The sequence below is a fragment of the Breoghania sp. genome, assembly GCF_963674635.1.
Taxonomy (GTDB): Bacteria; Pseudomonadota; Alphaproteobacteria; order Rhizobiales; family Stappiaceae; genus Breoghania.
Genome location: NZ_OY771475.1, coordinates 2,345,754 through 2,362,658, shown reverse-complemented (window position 1 = coordinate 2,362,658; position 16,905 = coordinate 2,345,754). Strand labels below are relative to the sequence as shown.

Annotated in this window: 14 protein-coding genes; 8 read left to right on the top strand and 6 right to left on the bottom strand. The window is 62.9% G+C overall.

The window, feature by feature from the left end; all coding sequences use genetic code 11:
* The first annotated feature begins 46 nt into the window (after positions 1-46).
* From smc to ABGM93_RS10190, 6 genes are all read left to right on the top strand, one after another.
* Positions 47-3,505, top strand: a complete 3,459-nt coding sequence (gene smc / locus ABGM93_RS10215) for a chromosome segregation protein SMC (protein WP_321499142.1) — start codon at positions 47-49, stop codon at positions 3,503-3,505.
* A 204-nt stretch (positions 3,506-3,709) separates the two neighbouring features.
* Positions 3,710-4,117: an AtpZ/AtpI family protein gene (locus ABGM93_RS10210; protein WP_321499141.1), complete on the top strand. Its 408-nt coding sequence runs from the start codon at positions 3,710-3,712 to the stop codon at positions 4,115-4,117.
* Positions 4,118-4,243: 126 nt separating this feature from the next.
* Positions 4,244-4,993, top strand: a complete 750-nt coding sequence (locus ABGM93_RS10205) for a F0F1 ATP synthase subunit A (protein WP_321499140.1) — start codon at positions 4,244-4,246, stop codon at positions 4,991-4,993.
* 77 nt (positions 4,994-5,070) lie between these two features.
* The gene (locus ABGM93_RS10200) at positions 5,071-5,295 is read left to right on the top strand and encodes a F0F1 ATP synthase subunit C (RefSeq protein ID WP_321499139.1); all 225 of its coding nucleotides are present in this window, start codon (positions 5,071-5,073) and stop codon (positions 5,293-5,295) included.
* Between the two features lie 184 nt (positions 5,296-5,479).
* The gene (locus ABGM93_RS10195) at positions 5,480-6,067 is read left to right on the top strand and encodes a F0F1 ATP synthase subunit B (RefSeq protein WP_321499138.1); all 588 of its coding nucleotides are present in this window, start codon (positions 5,480-5,482) and stop codon (positions 6,065-6,067) included.
* Positions 6,068-6,080: 13 nt separating this feature from the next.
* Positions 6,081-6,560, top strand: a complete 480-nt coding sequence (locus tag ABGM93_RS10190; RefSeq protein WP_321499137.1) for a F0F1 ATP synthase subunit B — start codon at positions 6,081-6,083, stop codon at positions 6,558-6,560.
* A gap of 170 nt (positions 6,561-6,730) precedes the next feature.
* On the opposite strand, the gene ABGM93_RS10185 is transcribed toward ABGM93_RS10190, so the two are convergent.
* Complete coding sequence (locus ABGM93_RS10185) at positions 6,731-7,459, bottom strand: ribonuclease HII (protein WP_321499136.1); 729 nt, start codon at positions 7,457-7,459, stop codon at positions 6,731-6,733.
* A gap of 121 nt (positions 7,460-7,580) precedes the next feature.
* Positions 7,581-8,750, bottom strand: a complete 1,170-nt coding sequence (locus ABGM93_RS10180; RefSeq protein ID WP_321499135.1) for a PA0069 family radical SAM protein — start codon at positions 8,748-8,750, stop codon at positions 7,581-7,583.
* A 128-nt stretch (positions 8,751-8,878) separates the two neighbouring features.
* Here ABGM93_RS10180 and ABGM93_RS10175 point away from each other — a divergent pair, with 128 nt between their 5' ends.
* Positions 8,879-9,580, top strand: coding sequence for a glycosyltransferase (locus ABGM93_RS10175; RefSeq protein WP_321499134.1), 702 nt, complete (start codon positions 8,879-8,881; stop codon positions 9,578-9,580).
* Between the two features lie 100 nt (positions 9,581-9,680).
* On the opposite strand, the gene ABGM93_RS10170 is transcribed toward ABGM93_RS10175, so the two are convergent.
* The 3 genes from ABGM93_RS10170 to ABGM93_RS10160 all read right to left on the bottom strand — a co-directional run bounded on the left by ABGM93_RS10170 (position 9,681) and on the right by ABGM93_RS10160 (position 12,577).
* The gene (locus ABGM93_RS10170; protein ID WP_321505824.1) at positions 9,681-9,977 is read right to left on the bottom strand and encodes a BA14K family protein; all 297 of its coding nucleotides are present in this window, start codon (positions 9,975-9,977) and stop codon (positions 9,681-9,683) included.
* A gap of 573 nt (positions 9,978-10,550) precedes the next feature.
* Positions 10,551-11,540, bottom strand: coding sequence for an MBL fold metallo-hydrolase (locus ABGM93_RS10165; RefSeq protein WP_321499133.1), 990 nt, complete (start codon positions 11,538-11,540; stop codon positions 10,551-10,553).
* Positions 11,541-11,656: 116 nt separating this feature from the next.
* A complete protein-coding gene (locus ABGM93_RS10160; RefSeq protein WP_321499132.1) occupies positions 11,657-12,577 on the bottom strand; it encodes a uracil-DNA glycosylase in 921 nt (306 codons plus the stop codon).
* 220 nt (positions 12,578-12,797) lie between these two features.
* On the opposite strand from ABGM93_RS10160, the gene ABGM93_RS10155 reads away from it, so the two are divergent.
* A complete protein-coding gene (locus ABGM93_RS10155) occupies positions 12,798-14,477 on the top strand; it encodes an electron transfer flavoprotein-ubiquinone oxidoreductase (protein ID WP_321499131.1) in 1,680 nt (559 codons plus the stop codon).
* A gap of 99 nt (positions 14,478-14,576) precedes the next feature.
* Here ABGM93_RS10155 and ABGM93_RS10150 read toward each other — a convergent pair whose 3' ends face one another.
* The gene (locus ABGM93_RS10150) at positions 14,577-16,886 is read right to left on the bottom strand and encodes an NADP-dependent malic enzyme (RefSeq protein WP_321499130.1); all 2,310 of its coding nucleotides are present in this window, start codon (positions 16,884-16,886) and stop codon (positions 14,577-14,579) included.
* Positions 16,887-16,905: the final 19 nt, after the last annotated feature.

Here is a 16,905-nt window from a genome sequence, read left to right as displayed (position 1 = left end):
CGGGCCGCATCGCGCGCAAGCAACTGCGCTCGCGCGGGGTGCGGCCATGAAGTTCAACAAATTGCGTCTGCTCGGTTTCAAGTCCTTCGTGGAGCCGATGGAGTTTGTGATCGAGGACGGCCTGACGGGCGTTGTCGGTCCCAATGGATGCGGCAAGTCCAATCTTGTCGAGGCCCTGCGCTGGGTCATGGGCGAGAACTCCTACAAGAACATGCGCGCGTCCGGCATGGACGACGTGATCTTCTCCGGCAGCCTGAACAGGCCCGCGCGCAACACCGCCGAAGTCACGCTTTACCTCGACAATTCCGCCCGCACCGCACCGCAGGGCTTCAACGATGCGGATCTGCTGGAAGTCAGTCGCCGCATCGAGCGCGAGGCAGGCTCGGTCTACCGCATCAATGCCCGCGACGTGCGTGCCCGCGACGTCCAGCTACTGTTCGCTGACGCCTCCACGGGCGCGCGCTCCAATGCGTTGGTCGGCCAGGGGCGGATCGGCGAGCTGATCGCGGCAAAGCCGACCCAGCGCCGACGTATCCTGGAAGAGGCGGCTGGTATTTCCGGCCTGCATTCGCGTCGTCACGAGGCGGAGTTGCGCCTGCGCGCTGCCGAACAGAATCTGGAACGGCTTGAGGACGTGCTCGTCCAGATCGATAGTCAGCTCGAAGGCTTGAAGCGGCAGGCCCGGCAGGCGTCGCGCTATCGCAATCTGTCCGGGGACATCCGCAAGGCGGAGGCCACGATCCTCTATCTGCGCTGGATGGAAACCGGAGAGGCGCTAAAGGCCGCGGAAGGCGAACTGGCGAAGGTTCTGGCCGCGGTCAATGAGGCCGCGGCTGCGCAAGGCGAAGCTGCCAAGGAACAGGCGATCGCCGCACACACTGTTCCGGGCTTGCGAGACGAGGCCGCCCGTGCGGGGGCTGCCCTGCAGAGGCTTGTTCTGGCCCGCAACGAACTGGACGCCGAAGAACGCCGGGTGCGCGAGCGCCTGCGAGATCTCGACCATCGCCGCGCGCAGCTCTCTCAGGATATCGAGCGCGAAGAAGGCATGGGAACGGAGAATGCCGAGCTCCTGGCGGCGCTCGACGAGGAGGAGCAGGCGCTTCTGACGGAAAACGAGATGGCAAGCGAGCGATCGCAGACTGCCATTGAACAGGTCGCCGCTGCGGAGGAGGCTCTTCTCAAGAGTGAAGGTGAGCTCTCCCGCAAGACCGAGGAAAACGCCGCGTTTGTCGCTCGTCGGGCGCAGGCGGAGCGGACATTGAGCGAAATCCGCGCGCGGTTGGATCGGTTCAAGGCACAGGCGTCCGACGTTGCGCGCGATCTGGCGGCGTTGCGCGCTGAAATCGCGGCGAAAAGCGATGCCGAGGAAGAGCGCGTGGCGCTTGAAATCGCCGAAGCCGCTCTTGAGGAGGCGACCATGCGCGCGGAGGCGAGCGAAATCGCCACCTCCGACGCACGTTCATCAGAGGCCGCCGCACGTGAACCGCTCGCCGGTGCCGAGCGCCGTCTGGGCGCCGATGAGGCCGAAGCCCGCGCCCTATCCAGAATGCTCAATGCAGGAGGGGAGGGGGAATGGGAGCCGATCATCGATGCGATCGAGGTTTCTCCTGGCTTTGAGGCGGCGCTCGGCGCGGCCTTGGGCGAAGACCTCGATGCTCCGCTCGATCCTGCAGCCCCCGTGCGTTGGAGCGAGATTTCCGACCCATCCGCCGATCCGACCCTGCCCGATGGGGTGGAGGCGCTTTCCGCCCACGTGGCCGCGCCAGCAGCGCTTTCCCGGCGTCTGGCGCAGATTGGCCTGATTGCGCGCGCCGATGCGGAGCGGCTGCTGCCCTTGCTGAAACCCGGTCAGCGTCTGGTTTCTCGCGAAGGGGATCTGTGGCGATGGGACGGGTTCATCGCGACCGCCGAGGCGCCCACGGCTGCCGCCCAGCGCCTCGAACAGCGAAACAGGCTCGTCGAACTGGAAGCGCGTATCGAGGAGCTTTCGGGCGAAGTGGCGGCCCGTCAGGCGGATCTGGAACGCCAGCGAAGCGCCGTCGCAGCCGCAGTGGAGGCTGAGCAGGCCGCGCGTGGTGTGGTGCGCGAAAGCCAGGCGCGGCTCGATCGGGCGCGCGCGGCGCTTGCCGCGGCGGAACGTGATCTTTCCGCACTTACCATGCACCGAACCGCGCTGGAGGATGCCGAGGCGCGCCTTTCCGGTGAGTTGGAAGATGCGCAAGCCGCGCTCGCTGAGGCGGAGGAGATCGCGTCAGAGCTTGCCGATGCCTCCGGCCTGGAAGCGGAAATCGCCCAGTTGCGCGCCGTGGTGGCCACGGATCGCGCCGCGGTCGCGGAGGCGCGGGCTCTGGCCAGCGGCCTTGATCGCGAGAATGAGATGCGCCAGCGCCGTCTGGAAGGGATTGGCCGTGAACGGCGTTCCTGGCGCGAGCGGGCAGCCAATGCCGAACGACAACTGGCGATCCTGCGTGAGCGACTGGAGGCGGCAGAGGCCGAGATCGAGGATCTGACCGAGCGTCCTGTCGACATAGAGGAGAAACGACGCGGTCTTTTCTCCGAGATCGCGCGGGCCGAAGAAGCACGCAGTGCGGCCGACGATGCGCTGGTAAAGGCGGAGCGTATGCTGGGCGATGCGGACCGAACGGCCCGCGAGGCCCTGGAGGCCTTGTCGGTGGCCCGTGAAGGCAAGGTGAGGGCCGAGGAGCGGGTGGAGTCCGCGCGTGCACGAGCGGCTGACGTGGCAGAGCGCATCGAAGAGGCTCTGGAGGTGTCCCCGCAGGAAGTTCCCGCCATCGCCGAGTTGCGTGAAGGCGCCCCTCTGCCCGATATCCACGCCATCGAGACGCGACTGGAACGCCTGAAAGCCGAGCGCGAACGTCTGGGCGGCGTGAACCTGCGCGCCGAGCAGGAAGTGGAAGAGGTTTCCACGCAGCGCGATTCTCTGGTTTCCGACCGTGATGATCTGATCGAGGCGATCCGCCGGCTGCGCACGGGCATTGCGAATCTCAACCGGGAGGCGCGTGAACGCCTTCTGTCTGCCTTCGAAGTGGTCAACGAGCATTTTCAGCGCCTCTTCACGCATCTGTTCGGCGGTGGAACGGCGGAATTGCAGCTTATCGATTCGGATGATCCGCTGGATGCGGGACTTGAAATTGTCGCACGTCCGCCCGGCAAAAAGCCGCAGACCATGACACTCCTGTCCGGCGGCGAGCAAGCCTTGACCGCCATGGCCCTTATCTTCGCGGTTTTCCTCACGAATCCAGCCCCGATCTGCGTTCTCGACGAGGTCGACGCCCCGCTGGATGATGCGAATGTGGAACGCTATTGCGATTTGCTGGAAGAAATGGCGCGCCTCACTCAGACCCGTTTCGTCGTCATCACCCACAATCCGATCACCATGTCGCGGATGAACCGGCTCTTCGGCGTAACCATGGCCGAAAGAGGCGTTTCTCAGCTGGTTTCTGTGGATTTGGAGATGGCTGAACGCTTCCTGGAGGCCGTCTAGATCGCAGGCAACGGCCCGCTTGGGGGCTACGAAAGTCGTGTGGATGACCGTAACCCCTTCATTTTTGGAATAAATCCCAAATAAAACAGACGGTTAGATGGTCCGTAAGCCTTCTTGACAGGTTTGGGGGTGCCGACTATGGTGCGCGCGACTTTTCAGGGGGGCGGAACGCAGTGTTTTCCTGCATCCGGGGGTGCAAATGTGATGGCCGAAGAACACAGGCCCGAGGATGACGCACAGCCGGAAAATGCAGGGGGGCAGGCGGGGCCGCAATCTGGCAAGGGTGGTTTGGACGCGCGTCTGGACCAGCTGAACCGCTCGCTGGCCGAGCGCAATGAACGCGAAGAGGCGGAACAGAAACGCCTTACACGCTCCGGCAGCGCTTCCGGCTTTGCGGCGGCGATGAAGATGTCGAGCGAGTTGATTGCGGGCGTTGGCGTTGGCGCGTTGATCGGCTGGCTCTTGGACAAGTGGTTGGGAACTGCCCCGTGGGCAATGGCCGCGTTTCTGCTTCTCGGCTTTGCGGCCGGAATCCTGAACATGCTGCGTTCCGTGGGAAAGATCTCGGATCCGGCTGATGAATTCAGGCGCAAGGACGGTGGATCCGACTAGCGATCTATGGTCTAAGGCGTCACGTATCGAACCGATGGCACCTCCCGGGCGAACGTCCGGTTGGGGCTTAATGTTGAACGAAGAGCCGCTTCGGCGGCATGAGAACAGATTCAAGAGGCCGACACGGTGTCGAACGATCCGCTTCATCAGTTTAAAGTCGTCAATCTGTTCCCTGTCGAAATCGGCGGTGTCGATTTTTCCTTCACGAATGCGTCGCTGTTCATGGTCGGCACCGTTGCGGTGACTACGGCTTGGCTCATGCTGGCCACGAAGGGGCGGGGGCTGGTTCCCAGCCGCGGTCAGTCCGTGGCGGAGATGTTCTATGAGTTCATCGCGAACATGCTGCGAGGATCGACAGGATCGGAAGGGATGCGCTTCTTCCCATTCGTGTTCTCGATTTTCATGTTCGTCCTTGGGGCGAACATCATGGGCATGTTCCCGTATTTCTTCACGGTAACAGCGCAGATCATCGTGACATTCTCACTGTCGATGCTCGTGATCCTGACGGTCGTGGGCTACGGTCTGAAGCGCCACGGTCTGCGCTTCCTGAAGCTTTTCGTGCCGTCCGGTGTGCCTATCGTGCTGCTGGTTCTCGTGACGCCGATCGAGGTCATCTCCTTCCTCTCGCGTCCGATCAGCCTCTCCGTTCGACTTTTTGCAAACATGCTTGGCGGCCATATCACGCTGAAGGTCTTCGCCGGCTTTGTGGTGAGCCTCGGAAGCCTCGGCTTCGCCGGTGTCCTCGGTTCCGTCATGCCGCTTGTCATGACGGTGGGCATCACGGCTCTGGAATTCCTGGTCGCTTTCCTGCAGGCCTATGTGTTTGCGGTTCTGACCTGCATGTACCTGAACGACGCTCTGCACCCGAGCCACTAGGCCGGGTCGCGGGGCAAGCCCTTTAAGAACCCTCAACAGATCCAGCAGATCTCGTATCCATTCAAGGAGCACTTATCATGGAAGCTGAAGCTGCAAAGTACATCGGTGCCGGTATCGCGTGTCTCGGCATGGGCGGTGTTGGCATCGGCCTCGGTAACATCTTCTCCAGCTACCTTACCGGTGCGCTGCGCAACCCCTCCGCATCTGACGGCCAGTTCGGTCGCCTGATCCTCGGCTTCGCCGCGACCGAAGCCATGGGCATCTTCTCGCTGCTCATCGCGCTGCTCATCCTCTTCGGCTGATATCAGCAAGGGTTGCCGACAGTCTTGTCGGCAACTGAACAAATCCGTGCCCGATCGAAGGGCGCGGGATGGTGCGGTGCTCGACTATCATCGTGGCGCGTGACGAAGGCAGGCCCCTCACGGGGTGGCTTCTCACGCGTCAGGATGGCAATCGTGGCATCTGGCGTGGCATCTGGAGGCGCCTTTGGCTCAGGCTCAAGAGACCCATACGAACGAGACGTCCGCGGCCAGCGGCGCGACGACGGCGCACACCGAGGTGCCGCACGACGGCGGACATGAGGGCGTGTCTTTCCCGCCGTTCGACAGCTCGACTTTTCCCTCCCAGATGCTCTGGCTGGCGATCACTTTCGGCCTCTTCTACTACATGATGTCGAAAATGGTGCTGCCGCGCATCGGGGGCATCCTGGAAGACCGCAGGGATCGCATCGCGAGCGATCTGGGCGAAGCAAACCGGCTGAAGCAGGAAACCGAAGCGGCCATCGCCGATTACGAGCAGGCTCTGGCCGAAGCTCGCAAGAAGGCGCAGGGCATCGCTCAGGCGAACCGCGACAAGCTGGCCGAAGAATCCAAGGCCAAGCGTGAAGCGATTGAGGAAGAACTCAACGCCAAGCTTGCTGCCGCTGAAGAGCGGATTGCCGGCATCAAGTCGGCCGTGCTCGCGGATGTCGGCGAAATCGCAAGCGAGACCACCAACGCTGTCGTTGAGAGCTTGCTTGGCAAGGCGCCCACCAAGGCCGAGACGTCGAAGGCCGTTTCGGCCGCGATGAAGTGAGGAGATCCTGACCATGGATGCAACATTCTGGGCCACGGTAGCTCTCGTTCTCTTCTTCGCTTTGATCGTCTGGCTGAAGGTTCCCGGCAAGATGAGCTCGGCGCTTGATGACCGCGCTGAGGGCATCCGCAACGAGCTGGACGAAGCGCGTCGTTTGCGCGAGGAAGCTCAGGCGCTTCTGGCCGAATACCAGCGCAAGCACCGCGAGGCTGAAGAAGAGGCGGAAGGCATCGTGGCCGAAGCCCGTCGCGAAGCCGAGCTTCTGACCAAGCAGACCGAAGAAGCTCTCAACGAGCTGGTTGAGCGTCGTACGGCACTCGCCGAAACGAAGATTTCGCTGGCCGAAAATCAGGCCATGGCCGAGGTCAGGGCGATGGCTGCCGACGTTGCGATCGCCGCCGCGACCGAGATCCTGTCGAAGAAGGTGTCCGGCAAGGTGGCTGACAAGCTTATCGCCGACAGCATCGACGATGTGTCTACCCGGCTGAACTGATTGGCCGAAGGGCCTGCCAGGCAAGATAGCTGACAAACGAATTGAAGAGGCCGCGACCTTCGGGTCCGCGGCCTTTTTGTTGTCCGGTGCCCGCCAAAACCGCTGATCCAGCAAGCATGGGTAACTCCGCCACCTGGATCCCGGTTCCGCATTCGCGATCTGGTGACCGCTCACGCGCCCTTTTCCAGAAGGCTCCTGACGGGTGCAAAGGAACGCCGGTGGTGGTGTGTCGGGCCCATTTCGGCCAGCGCCGCCTGGTGCTGGGGCGTTCCGTAACCCTTGTGGGCGGCAAAGCCATAACCGGGGCATTCCCGATCGAGCAGGACCATCATCCGGTCACGCGTGACCTTCGCGACAATGGAGGCCGCTGCAACCGACACGGACAAAGCGTCACCCTTGATGAGGGCTTCGGCGGGACAGATCAGGTCCGCAGGCACGTCGCGCCCATCTATGAGGGCGGCAGCGGGCCTCTCGGGCAGCGCGCCAAGCGCCGCGCGCATGGCCCAAAGGGTGGCCGCGCGAATGTTCATCGCGTCGATGCGTTCCGGTGAGGCCAAGACGATCGACACCTGGCATTTTGTCAGGATATCGGCGTAGATCGCTTCTCGCCGCGCCTCTGACAGCTTTTTGGAATCGTTGAGCCCCTCCGGCAGATCCTTCGGGTCGACGATCACGGCAGAGACGACCACAGGGCCTGCCCAGGGGCCGCGGCCTGCTTCGTCGACACCCGCCACACCCCCGCCATGGGTTCTTGCAAGCCGGCGTTCATGGGTAAGGTCCGGTCCCGCCGGGCGCTTCTTTCGACCACGGGCACCGGTCACGCCCTTGCGCGACTTTCCCGCACCCGAGGGGGCCTTTTTCGTCGATCCGGATTTGGGGGGAACAGCTGGTTTGACCATGGCAGAACTGTGCCCCCGTCCCGGACTTCCCGCAAGGCGGCCCAAGAGCCTTATCCCCTTTGCAAAAAGGGCTGACGGTCAGGACTTTGCGGGATCGGTGCGCAACGCCCCAATGTCCCGGTCAAAACAGGTCCAGCTGCACCGCGCCTTTCAAGGGCGGGATGAAAAGGTCGTCGCGAAGCCGCTTGCGGCGTTGGTTGAGACCGAGCCGTTTGGCTGCAAGCTCAAAGCGTTTCCCAATCTGCATGGCATAGGGGCCTTCACCGCGCATCCGTTTTCCCCATTCCGCATCATAATCCTTGCCTCCGCGCATGGATCTGAGAACGGAGATGACGCGCCTGTAGCGGTCGGGATAGTTGCGCAAGAGCCAGTCGCGAAACAGCGGGCTCACCTCCATGGGCAGCCGCAGCAGAATGTAACCGGCCTCGCGCGCACCATGATCATGCGCGGCTTCAAGAATACGCTCGATCTCTTCGTCATTGAGCGCAGGGATCAGCGGGGCCAGCATGACGGATGTGGGAATCCCGGCCTCGCTCAGGGCCCGCACCGCCTCCAGACGGCGAGGCGGCGTTGCCGCGCGTGGTTCCAGCGACCGAGCCAGCTTGCGATCCAGCGTGGTCACCGACAGGGCCACCTTTACCAGCCCGTCCGCCGCCATTTCGCTGAGGATGTCCAGGTCGCGCAGAATGAGCGCAGATTTCGTTACAATGCCAACGGGATGACGCGCGCGTTGAAGCACCTCCAGCACCTCCCGCATGATCCGCATCCGCCGCTCGATGGGTTGATAGGGATCCGTGTTGGTTCCGATGGCGATGGTTTTCACCTTGTATCCGGGCGCGGAGAGTTCGCGCGCCAGGAGTTCGGCGGCATTGGGCTTGGCAAAAAGCTTGGTCTCGAAATCGAGCCCGGGAGACAGGCCCATATAGGCGTGTGACGGTCGCGCAAAGCAGTAGATGCAACCGTGCTCGCAGCCCCGGTAGGGATTGATGGAGCGGTCAAAGGAAATGTCAGGAGACTCGTTGCGCGTGACAATCCGCCTGGCCGCTTCTATCTGAACTTCCGTCTTCAGCGGAGGCAGGCCATCAAGGCTGCCCCAACCGTCGTCGACAATTTCGCGCCCCTCACGCTCGAAACGCCCGGGCATGTTCAGTCCCGCGGCGCGTCCGCGTTGTAGCGGGATTTGCGCAACGCCCGTAGGGGCTTCGCCACAGAGGGAAGTCACATCGGTGCGCGACGGCGCCTTTGTTTCACCGGGATATGTCCTTTCCGAAAGCCTGCCTGTATCTGCCATCTTGAACCCGTTCCGGTTGATGTCGCGAAGATACGACCGCCACGAGAACATAGCAAGAACATTTGCGCGCGCTCAAAAGTGGCCTGGATGCTCGCAAACGGGCAGAAAAGGGTGCTATGAAAGGCCCCATGTTCTCTGTTGTCATACCCACATTCAACAACGAGGCGACGCTGGTTGAGATGCTGGCGGCGCTGGTGCCTGCCTCGGCCGAGGGCGTGGTGCGTGAGGTGATTGTCGTCGATGGAGGCTCCAGCGATCTGACCGAGACGATTGCGGAGGCCGCCGGATGCCGTTGGATGAAGGCCGTCGGCCAGCGAGGCGCGCGTCTTGCGACCGGCGCTGCGGCCGCGAAAAGAGGCGAGTGGCTGCTTTTTCTGGAGCCCGACATGGTGCTGGACCCGGACTGGTTCCGGGACGTCGGCAAATTCGTGGAGCGGGTGGAGCGGATCGGTCAGGGGGATTGTCGCGCAGCCTGTTTCAGGCCAGTGAATGAGGATATCGGACTTCGGGCCCGGATTGCCGAATTGGGCGGCTGGATGCGCGCTCGTGTCCTTGCCATCGCCCATCCCCGGCAGGGGCTGCTTTTGTCGCGAAGGTTCTATGAGACCTTGCAGGGGCACGACAGGGCGTCCCCCCTTGCAGATGCGGAAATCGTACGCCGCATCGGTCGCCGTCGCATGACGCATCTTCCCGTTCGTGCGGTGCGTCGCCACGTGCCGGAAGCCGGCGCCAGAAGGAGTGTTCTGCGGGGCTGGCTCGCAATGGCGCTGTTTTTCCTGCGTGTCCCTGGGGCGGTCATCGGGCGCGTGGTCGGTCCCTCCGCACACTGAACGCAGCAGTTCGGGTAGAGCAGATCATGAAAAAGGCCGGGAAAAGTCCCGGCCTTTTTCATTTCACGATGTGAAGAGTGGTCGACACAGGACCGACATCTCACCGATAGGGGCTGCGGCAGCGATGGTAACGGCCATCGTACCCGAGATAACTATCCGTACGCGGGTTGTAGGAACGATACCGCCTCAGGCACCAGTTCACATGTGCCCTGCCACCGCGATAGTAGGCGCGCGGCGGGGGAGGGGGATACCGACGATAGCGCCAGCCATCGCGCGGTGGCCTGCGATAGCGCGGCGGCGGCCTGCGATAACGCGGCGGCGGCGGGCCCCACTGGGTCAACTGAATGGACCTGCCTTGAGCGTTCCTGTCAGGCAAGTGTAGCCCGAATTGCGTCATGTTGAGCCGGACCTGCGAAACCGTTGGTGTCACGCCCCTGAGGCTCTTGTCGTGGGGAACGGCGGCGGTGGCGGTCCCCCCCACGAAGAGGGCCGCAACGATCGCAAGCGGACCGACTAGTCTTCGCAATTTACCCATCTGCATGCCTTCCTCCGTCTGAATTGTTGGATGCGAAGGGCGGGAGCCGTCCTTGCGCTCGGCTGCGGATCCCGGCAGCCTTGCGAGAAACCGGGATCATTCAGGAACGAGGCGTAGGCACCTGCACCTGCGCCGTCGTCCGGTCATCGGCTGCCCCGATGACGTTGCTTGAGCCGCTCCTGGGAGAGGAATGCCGGACCTGCAATCGTCGGCGTTCTCTTCGTATGGATCATTCGCTCTGACTTGAGCGATGGAACGGCTGCCTCAAGTCTAAGATGGAGAGAATAGGATATAAATGACAAGATAGTGGCGTAAATGCGAAATGTCGTTGCTAAACATCATAATGTGCGTGGATGCGGGATATGCGAGCCGCCTCGTCAGGCTCCCCCGGGCCCGTCACTGAACCGGGGGATCTGGTGGCGATAGACCCTCCTTCTAGAGATAAAGCTCGTAGGCCGCCTGGGTCCACCTGTAGGCGCCGTCGCGCGCTTCGATGTAGCCGACAGCCGGGAAGGGCATGTGATAGCCCGCAACCGCGATGCGATCCGTGGCCACCATGTCGAACAGGCGCTTGCGCGTCTGGCCGGCCATTTCCTTGTCCATGTCGAAGCGAACATGCCAGTCCGGCTTCTGGACCGAGATTGCGAAATGGTTCGCCGTATCGGCCCAGAGCAGCAGTCTCCGGCCCTCGCTTTCAAGGTGGTAGGCCATGTGACCAGGTGTGTGGCCGAAGGCGTTCACGGCGGTGATGCCGGAGACCACATCGCCCTCCGGGTCGAGAAAGGTCATTTTCTCCGCAAACGGCACCACATGACTGCGCACCAGCTTTGCCGCACCCTCGGTCGGGCCGGAAAGCCGGTCGTCCGCGCTCCAGAAGTCATATTCGCGCGCGCCAGTCACATAGGCTGCATTGGGAAAGAGAGGCGCGCCGCCTTCCATGATGCCGCCAATATGGTCGGGGTGCATGTGGGTGATGACGACGATATCGACCTGTTCCGGCGTGTAGCCGGCAGCGCGAAGAGCCTCGCCGAACTTGCCGGCCGCTGGCCTGCGCCCAGCGCCATTGCCGGTATCGAAGACAATCAGCTTCTCGCCCGTGTTGACGATGACCGGTGTGAAACCGATTTCCATGCGCGTGGGCGGCAAATGATTGGCCTCGGCCAGTTGCTGGACCGCTTCGGCGGGCTGATCCTGTCCGAAGATGGGGTGCGGTCCATCAAGGGCGATGCCGCCATCGAAGACGGTGGTGATTTCGAACGCGCCGAGCTTGAAACGGTTAAAGGCCGGGCGGTCCACGCCGAGCATGGGGGCTGCGGCAAATGCAGGATGGGTTGTCGCGCGAAGGATGAAAGGGGTTGCAAGGGCCGCACTGCCAAGTCCGAGCAGGGTGCGCCTGGAAAGATCTGAAACACGATGATGCGTCATGGCGAAATCCTCCAAAATGAAGGAGGCCAGCCTAGACGCCTATGGTCTCTTTCGATATTTCGCCGCGATCAACTCCACCCCACATTTGCGTGAAGGCAGGTGGAGCTGGCATCCGCTCACGCGCGCCCGTCGAGTGCAGCCTTGATCTTCACGAAATCACGCCATGCAAGGCGTTTCTGAATGGGCGTGCGCAGAAGGTAAGCCGGGTGCAGCGTGGCAATGGCGCGGATGGCGCGGCTGCCGGTCTGATAGTCCAGCCACTTGCCGCGCAGCCGCATGATACCGTCATTGGTGCCCACAAGGAGTTTCGCCGAAGCTCCGCCCAGAAACACGAGCACATCCGGGTCCACCAGCTCGATCTGCCGCCGGATGAATGGCTTGCAGATCTCTGCTTCCTGAGGCGAGGGAACACGGTTTCCCGGCGGCCGCCACGGCACCGCATTGGCGATATAGACCTCTTCGCGTGAAAGCCCGATGGCTTTCAGCATCTGGTCAAGAAGCTTGCCCGAACGCCCGACGAAGGGAACGCCCTGCGCATCCTCTTCCCGTCCGGGCGCCTCGCCCACGAACATCAGTCGGGCATTCTCCGCGCCATCGGAAAAGACGAGGTTCTTGGCCGTCAGGCGCAGGTTACAGCCTTCGAAACCTGCAAGGACTTCGCGAAGAGCCTCCAGCGTGGCAGCTTGTCCCGCCGCTTCACGCGCAGCCATCACCGCGCCATCGCCGGGAATTGTCGCGCCAGCGGATGGTGAGCCGGAATGGGGTGGCGCAGATCCTGCCGGGCGAGCCAGCGCGGGAGCTGGGCGGGCGGGCTGTCCGGCCTGGCTTTGGACGGGTTGCCGGGCAGATGGAGCAGTCCCTATGCCTGCCGCAGGCAGAGCGGGGGGCGCCTTGGCGCGCGCTTGCGCGCGGGCCGCATGCTGGGCGCTTTCCTCGAATCGGTTCACCGGCGCATCGGCCAATGCCACATCGACGCCCGATGCGACGTAAAAGTCGAGCAGCACTTCCAGGTCGGCGGGATTGAGGGGCGCGGTCATGCCACTTTCATGGCCTACGGGCCGACATAAGGCAAGGCTGTCGCAGCGGCAGGTAAATCCTATTGTAAACTGTGTCCATGAGCAGCCATCCATAGGCTATGCTGGTGAGCGGGTGTGCGGCGCACCATGCGCATTGCAGGCCCCAACGCACTGATTTAAACAAGATCGGAAAGACGAACAGAGAACGTCGCACCGATTTGCCGGACCGGAGGAGTAGGATATGGCCGAAACGGAAGCTCTGCCTGAGCGCGAGAGTATGGAATTCGATGTGGTGATTGTTGGCGCGGGCCCCGCTGGCCTCGCGGCCGCCATTCGCCTCAAACAGCTCTCCATCGAGGCCGGCGAGGAGCTTTCTGTCGTTGTGCTGGAAAAGGGCTCCGAGGTCGGGGCGCATATTCTGTCCGGCGCCGTCATCGATCCGGTCGCTATCGACCGGCTGTTCCCGGACTGGCGCGAGGATGAGACCCACCCGCTCAAGACCCCGGTGACGACCGACAAGTTCATGGTGCTGGGGCCGGCCGGTGCGCTGCGCCTTCCCAATTTCATGATGCCACCGCTGATGAGCAACCACGGGGCCTATGCGGTTTCGCTCGGCAACGTCGCGCGCTGGCTTGCGGAAAAGGCGGAAGCGCTGGGTGTGGAGATCTATCCCGGCTTTGCGGCCTCCGAAGTGCTCTATGACGACGAGGGGCGCGTGATCGGCGTGGCCACGGGCGACATGGGTCTGACGGAGAACGGCGAGCCCGGTCCCAATTACACCCGCGGCATGGCGCTTCTGGGCAAATACGTCTTCATCGGCGAAGGTGTGCGTGGCTCGCTTGCCAAGCAGCTCATCGCGAAATTCGAGCTCGACAAGGACTGCGAGCCCGCGAAATTCGGTATCGGCCTGAAGGAACTGTGGCGGGTCGCTCCGGAAAAGAGCCAGCCGGGCCTCGTTCAGCACAGCTTCGGCTGGCCGCTCGATTCCCGCACCGGCGGCGGATCGTTCCTCTATCACCTGGAAGACAATCAGGTGGCGGTCGGCTTTGTGCTGCACCTCAATTACGAGAACCCCTATCTCTCGCCCTTCGACGAGTTCCAGCGTTTCAAGACACATCCGGCGATCCGGGATACGTTCGAGGGCGGCGAGCGCCTGTCCTATGGCGCGCGCGCGATTTCCGAAGGCGGCTGGCAGTCGGTGCCGAAGGTCTGTTTCCCCGGTGGCGTGCTGATCGGGTGTTCCGCGGGCTTCCTGAACGTGCCGCGCATCAAGGGCACGCACAACGCCATGCTGTCGGCCATCATGGCGGCCGAAAAGGCATTCGCGGCGCTGAAGGCGGGCCGGGCCAATGACGAGCTGACGGACTATGAGGCCGAGTGGCGGTCCAGTGAAATCGGCAAGGACCTCAAGACGGTGCGCAACGTCAAGCCGATGTGGTCGAAACTCGGCACCTGGCTCGGCATTGCCGTTGGCGGTCTCGACATGTGGACCAACTCGCTCTTCGGCTTTTCGTTCTTCGGTACGCTCAGCCACGGCAAGCCGGACAGTGCGACGCTGAAGCCTGCCGCCCAGTGCAAGCCGATCAACTATCCCAAGCCCGACGGCAAGATCAGCTTCGACAAGCTGTCCTCGGTGTTCCTTTCCAATACCAACCACGAGGAAGGTCAGCCGATCCACCTCAAGGTTGCGGACATGGCTCTGCAGAAGTCGTCAGAGCATGACGTCTATGCCGGTCCCTCCCAGCGCTATTGCCCGGCGGGCGTCTACGAGTGGATCGAGGAAGGCGAGGGGGCGCCGCGCTTCCAGATCAACTCGCAGAACTGCGTCCACTGCAAGACCTGCGATATCAAGGACCCAAACGGCAACATCACCTGGACGGTGCCGGAAGGCGGCGGCGGGCCGAACTACCCGAACATGTAGCGTCGGCCATTCCTCCATTGAGGCACGAGATGAAAAAGCCCCGCCGGAATTTCCGGCGGGGCTTTTGTCTGAGCACCTGAAAGTCCTGCGGCGCGTTGCCTATTGCGCTGCCGCTTCCGTATCCTTGATGGCCTGAGCCTCGACAGCTGCAAAGGCCGACATGTTGACGATGCCCCGCGTGGTCACGGAAGGCGTGAGAATATGCGCGGGCTTGGCGAGCCCTAGCAGGATCGGGCCGACATGCAGCGCGTCGGTCATCACCTTCAGAAGGTTCAGCGCGATATTGGCCGCATCGAGCGTGGGGAAGACGAGCAGGTTCGCAGCCCCCGTCAGCTTGCTGTCGGAGACGACACGGGCGCGCAGTTCCGGTGACAGAGCGGCATCGCCGTGCATTTCACCTTCCACTTCCAGGTCCGGCGCACGCTGCCACAGAAGTTCCACCGCAGCCCGCATCTTGGTGGAGCTGTCGCAGGAACGGGAACCGAAATTGGAGCTGGACAGCAGCGCCACCTTCGGTGTGATGCCGAACCGCGCAATCTGACCGGCGGCCAGCAACGTCATCTCCGCCACCTCTTCCGCGCTCGGATTGTCCGAGACATAGGTGTCGGACAGGAAATGCGCGCCCTTGGAATTGATCAGCAGCGACATCGTGGAAAGCTCGTGCACGCCGGGTGCGCGTCCGATCACCTGGTCGAGCATCAGCCGGTGCCGGTCGAAGCGGCCATCGAGCCCGCAGATCAGCGCATCCGCATCGCCGCGCCGCACCGCCACCGCGCCGATGGCGGTGTTGTTGGCGCGAATGATCCGGCGCGCACCATCCGGCGTCACGCCCTTGCGGCCCATGCGCAGCAGGAACTCATCCACGTAGTCGCGGTAGCGCGGGTCGTCTTCCGGGTTGATGAAATCGAAATCGGTCCCCGGACGCACACGCAGGCCGAAGCGTTCGCAGCGGCTGGCCAGAACGTTCGGGCGTCCGATCAGGATCGGGCGCGCGGTGCCGTCTTCCAGCAATATCTGCGCGGCACGCAGGACGCGCTCGTCTTCGCCGTCGGCATAGATCACCCGTTTTCCTGCATTCTTGGCGGCAGCAAAGACGGGCTTCATGATCAGCCCGGAACGGAAAACAAAGCGGTTCAACTCGTCGAGATAGGCTTCGAAATCCGCAATCGGACGGCGCGCAACCCCGGTCTCCATCGCCGCCTTCGCAACCGCGGGCGCGATACGCAGGATGAGGCGCTGATCGAAGGCGGAGGGGATCAGGTAGGTCGGGCCGAATGTCGGCGTATTGCCTCCATAGGCCTGTGCCGCGGCCTCCGAGGGCTCCTCCTTGGCGAGCTCTGCAATTGCCATGGCGGCGGCGAGCTTCATCTCCTCGTTGATGGTCGTCGCCCCCACGTCGAGCGCGCCACGGAAGATATGGGGGAAGCAGAGGACGTTGTTGACCTGATTGGGGTAGTCGGAGCGCCCGGTGCACATCATGGCGTCATCGCGCACTGCCGCGACGTCCTCCGGCATGATCTCCGGGTTCGGGTTGGCGAGCGCAAGGATGAGCGGGTTCTTCGCCATCCGCTTCACCATGTCCGGCTTCAGGACACCGGCCGCGGAAACACCGAGGAAAATGTCGGCATCGTCGATGACTTCGGCGAGTTTCCGCTTGTCGGTCTTGCGCGCGAATGTGGCCTTCCATTCGTCCATCAGTTCCTCGCGGCCCTCATAGACGACACCGGCCAGATCGGTGACCCAGATGTTCTCCTTGCTGGCGCCAAGCGAGACGAGCAGGTTCAGACAGGCAAGCGCCGCTGCTCCCGCCCCGGAAGCCACGATCTTGGCCTTGGAAATGTCCTTGCCGACAAATTCCATGGCGTTGCGCACCGCAGCAGCCACGATGATGGCCGTGCCATGCTGGTCGTCATGGAAGACCGGGATATTCATGCATTCGCGCAGGCGCGCTTCCACCTGGAAGCACTCCGGGGCCTTGATATCTTCCAGATTGATGCCGCCGAAGGTCGGCTCCAGAGCGGAGATGACATCGACCATCCGGTCGACTTCGCGCGCATCGATCTCGATATCGAAGACATCGATGCCTGCGAATTTCTTGAAAAGGACGGCCTTGCCTTCCATCACCGGCTTGGAGGCCAACGGACCGATGGCGCCCAGTCCCAGAACCGCGGTGCCGTTCGAGACGACGGCGACGAGGTTCCCGCGGCTGGTGTAGTGATCGGCAGCACCCGGGTCGTCCGCAATCGCCCGGCAGGGAGCGGCCACACCCGGTGAATAGGCAAGCGCCAGATCGCGCTGGTTGCCCAGCGGTTTGGTCGCCTGAATTTCCAGCTTGCCCGGTCGCGGGTAGCGGTGGAAATAGAGGGCGGCTTCCTCGAGTTCACTGAGCTTCTTTGGCTTTTGGTCCATGGCCAGTCTGGTTCCCCGA

What these genes read in the sequence shown, in the direction of transcription:
- smc (WP_321499142.1), top strand. Translation starts at nt 47, where the DNA reads ATGAAGTTCAACAAATTGCGTCTGCTCGGTTTCAAGTCCTTCGTGGAG.
- ABGM93_RS10210 (WP_321499141.1), top strand. Translation starts at nt 3,710, where the DNA reads ATGGCCGAAGAACACAGGCCCGAGGATGACGCACAGCCGGAAAATGCA.
- ABGM93_RS10200 (WP_321499139.1), top strand. Translation starts at nt 5,071, where the DNA reads ATGGAAGCTGAAGCTGCAAAGTACATCGGTGCCGGTATCGCGTGTCTC.
- ABGM93_RS10190 (WP_321499137.1), top strand. Translation starts at nt 6,081, where the DNA reads ATGGATGCAACATTCTGGGCCACGGTAGCTCTCGTTCTCTTCTTCGCT.
- ABGM93_RS10185 (WP_321499136.1), bottom strand. Translation starts at nt 7,459, where the DNA reads ATGGTCAAACCAGCTGTTCCCCCCAAATCCGGATCGACGAAAAAGGCC.
- ABGM93_RS10180 (WP_321499135.1), bottom strand. Translation starts at nt 8,750, where the DNA reads ATGGCAGATACAGGCAGGCTTTCGGAAAGGACATATCCCGGTGAAACA.
- ABGM93_RS10175 (WP_321499134.1), top strand. Translation starts at nt 8,879, where the DNA reads ATGTTCTCTGTTGTCATACCCACATTCAACAACGAGGCGACGCTGGTT.
- ABGM93_RS10170 (WP_321505824.1), bottom strand. Translation starts at nt 9,977, where the DNA reads ATGACGCAATTCGGGCTACACTTGCCTGACAGGAACGCTCAAGGCAGG.
- ABGM93_RS10165 (WP_321499133.1), bottom strand. Translation starts at nt 11,540, where the DNA reads ATGACGCATCATCGTGTTTCAGATCTTTCCAGGCGCACCCTGCTCGGA.
- ABGM93_RS10160 (WP_321499132.1), bottom strand. Translation starts at nt 12,577, where the DNA reads ATGACCGCGCCCCTCAATCCCGCCGACCTGGAAGTGCTGCTCGACTTT.
- ABGM93_RS10155 (WP_321499131.1), top strand. Translation starts at nt 12,798, where the DNA reads ATGGCCGAAACGGAAGCTCTGCCTGAGCGCGAGAGTATGGAATTCGAT.
- ABGM93_RS10150 (WP_321499130.1), bottom strand. Translation starts at nt 16,886, where the DNA reads ATGGACCAAAAGCCAAAGAAGCTCAGTGAACTCGAGGAAGCCGCCCTC.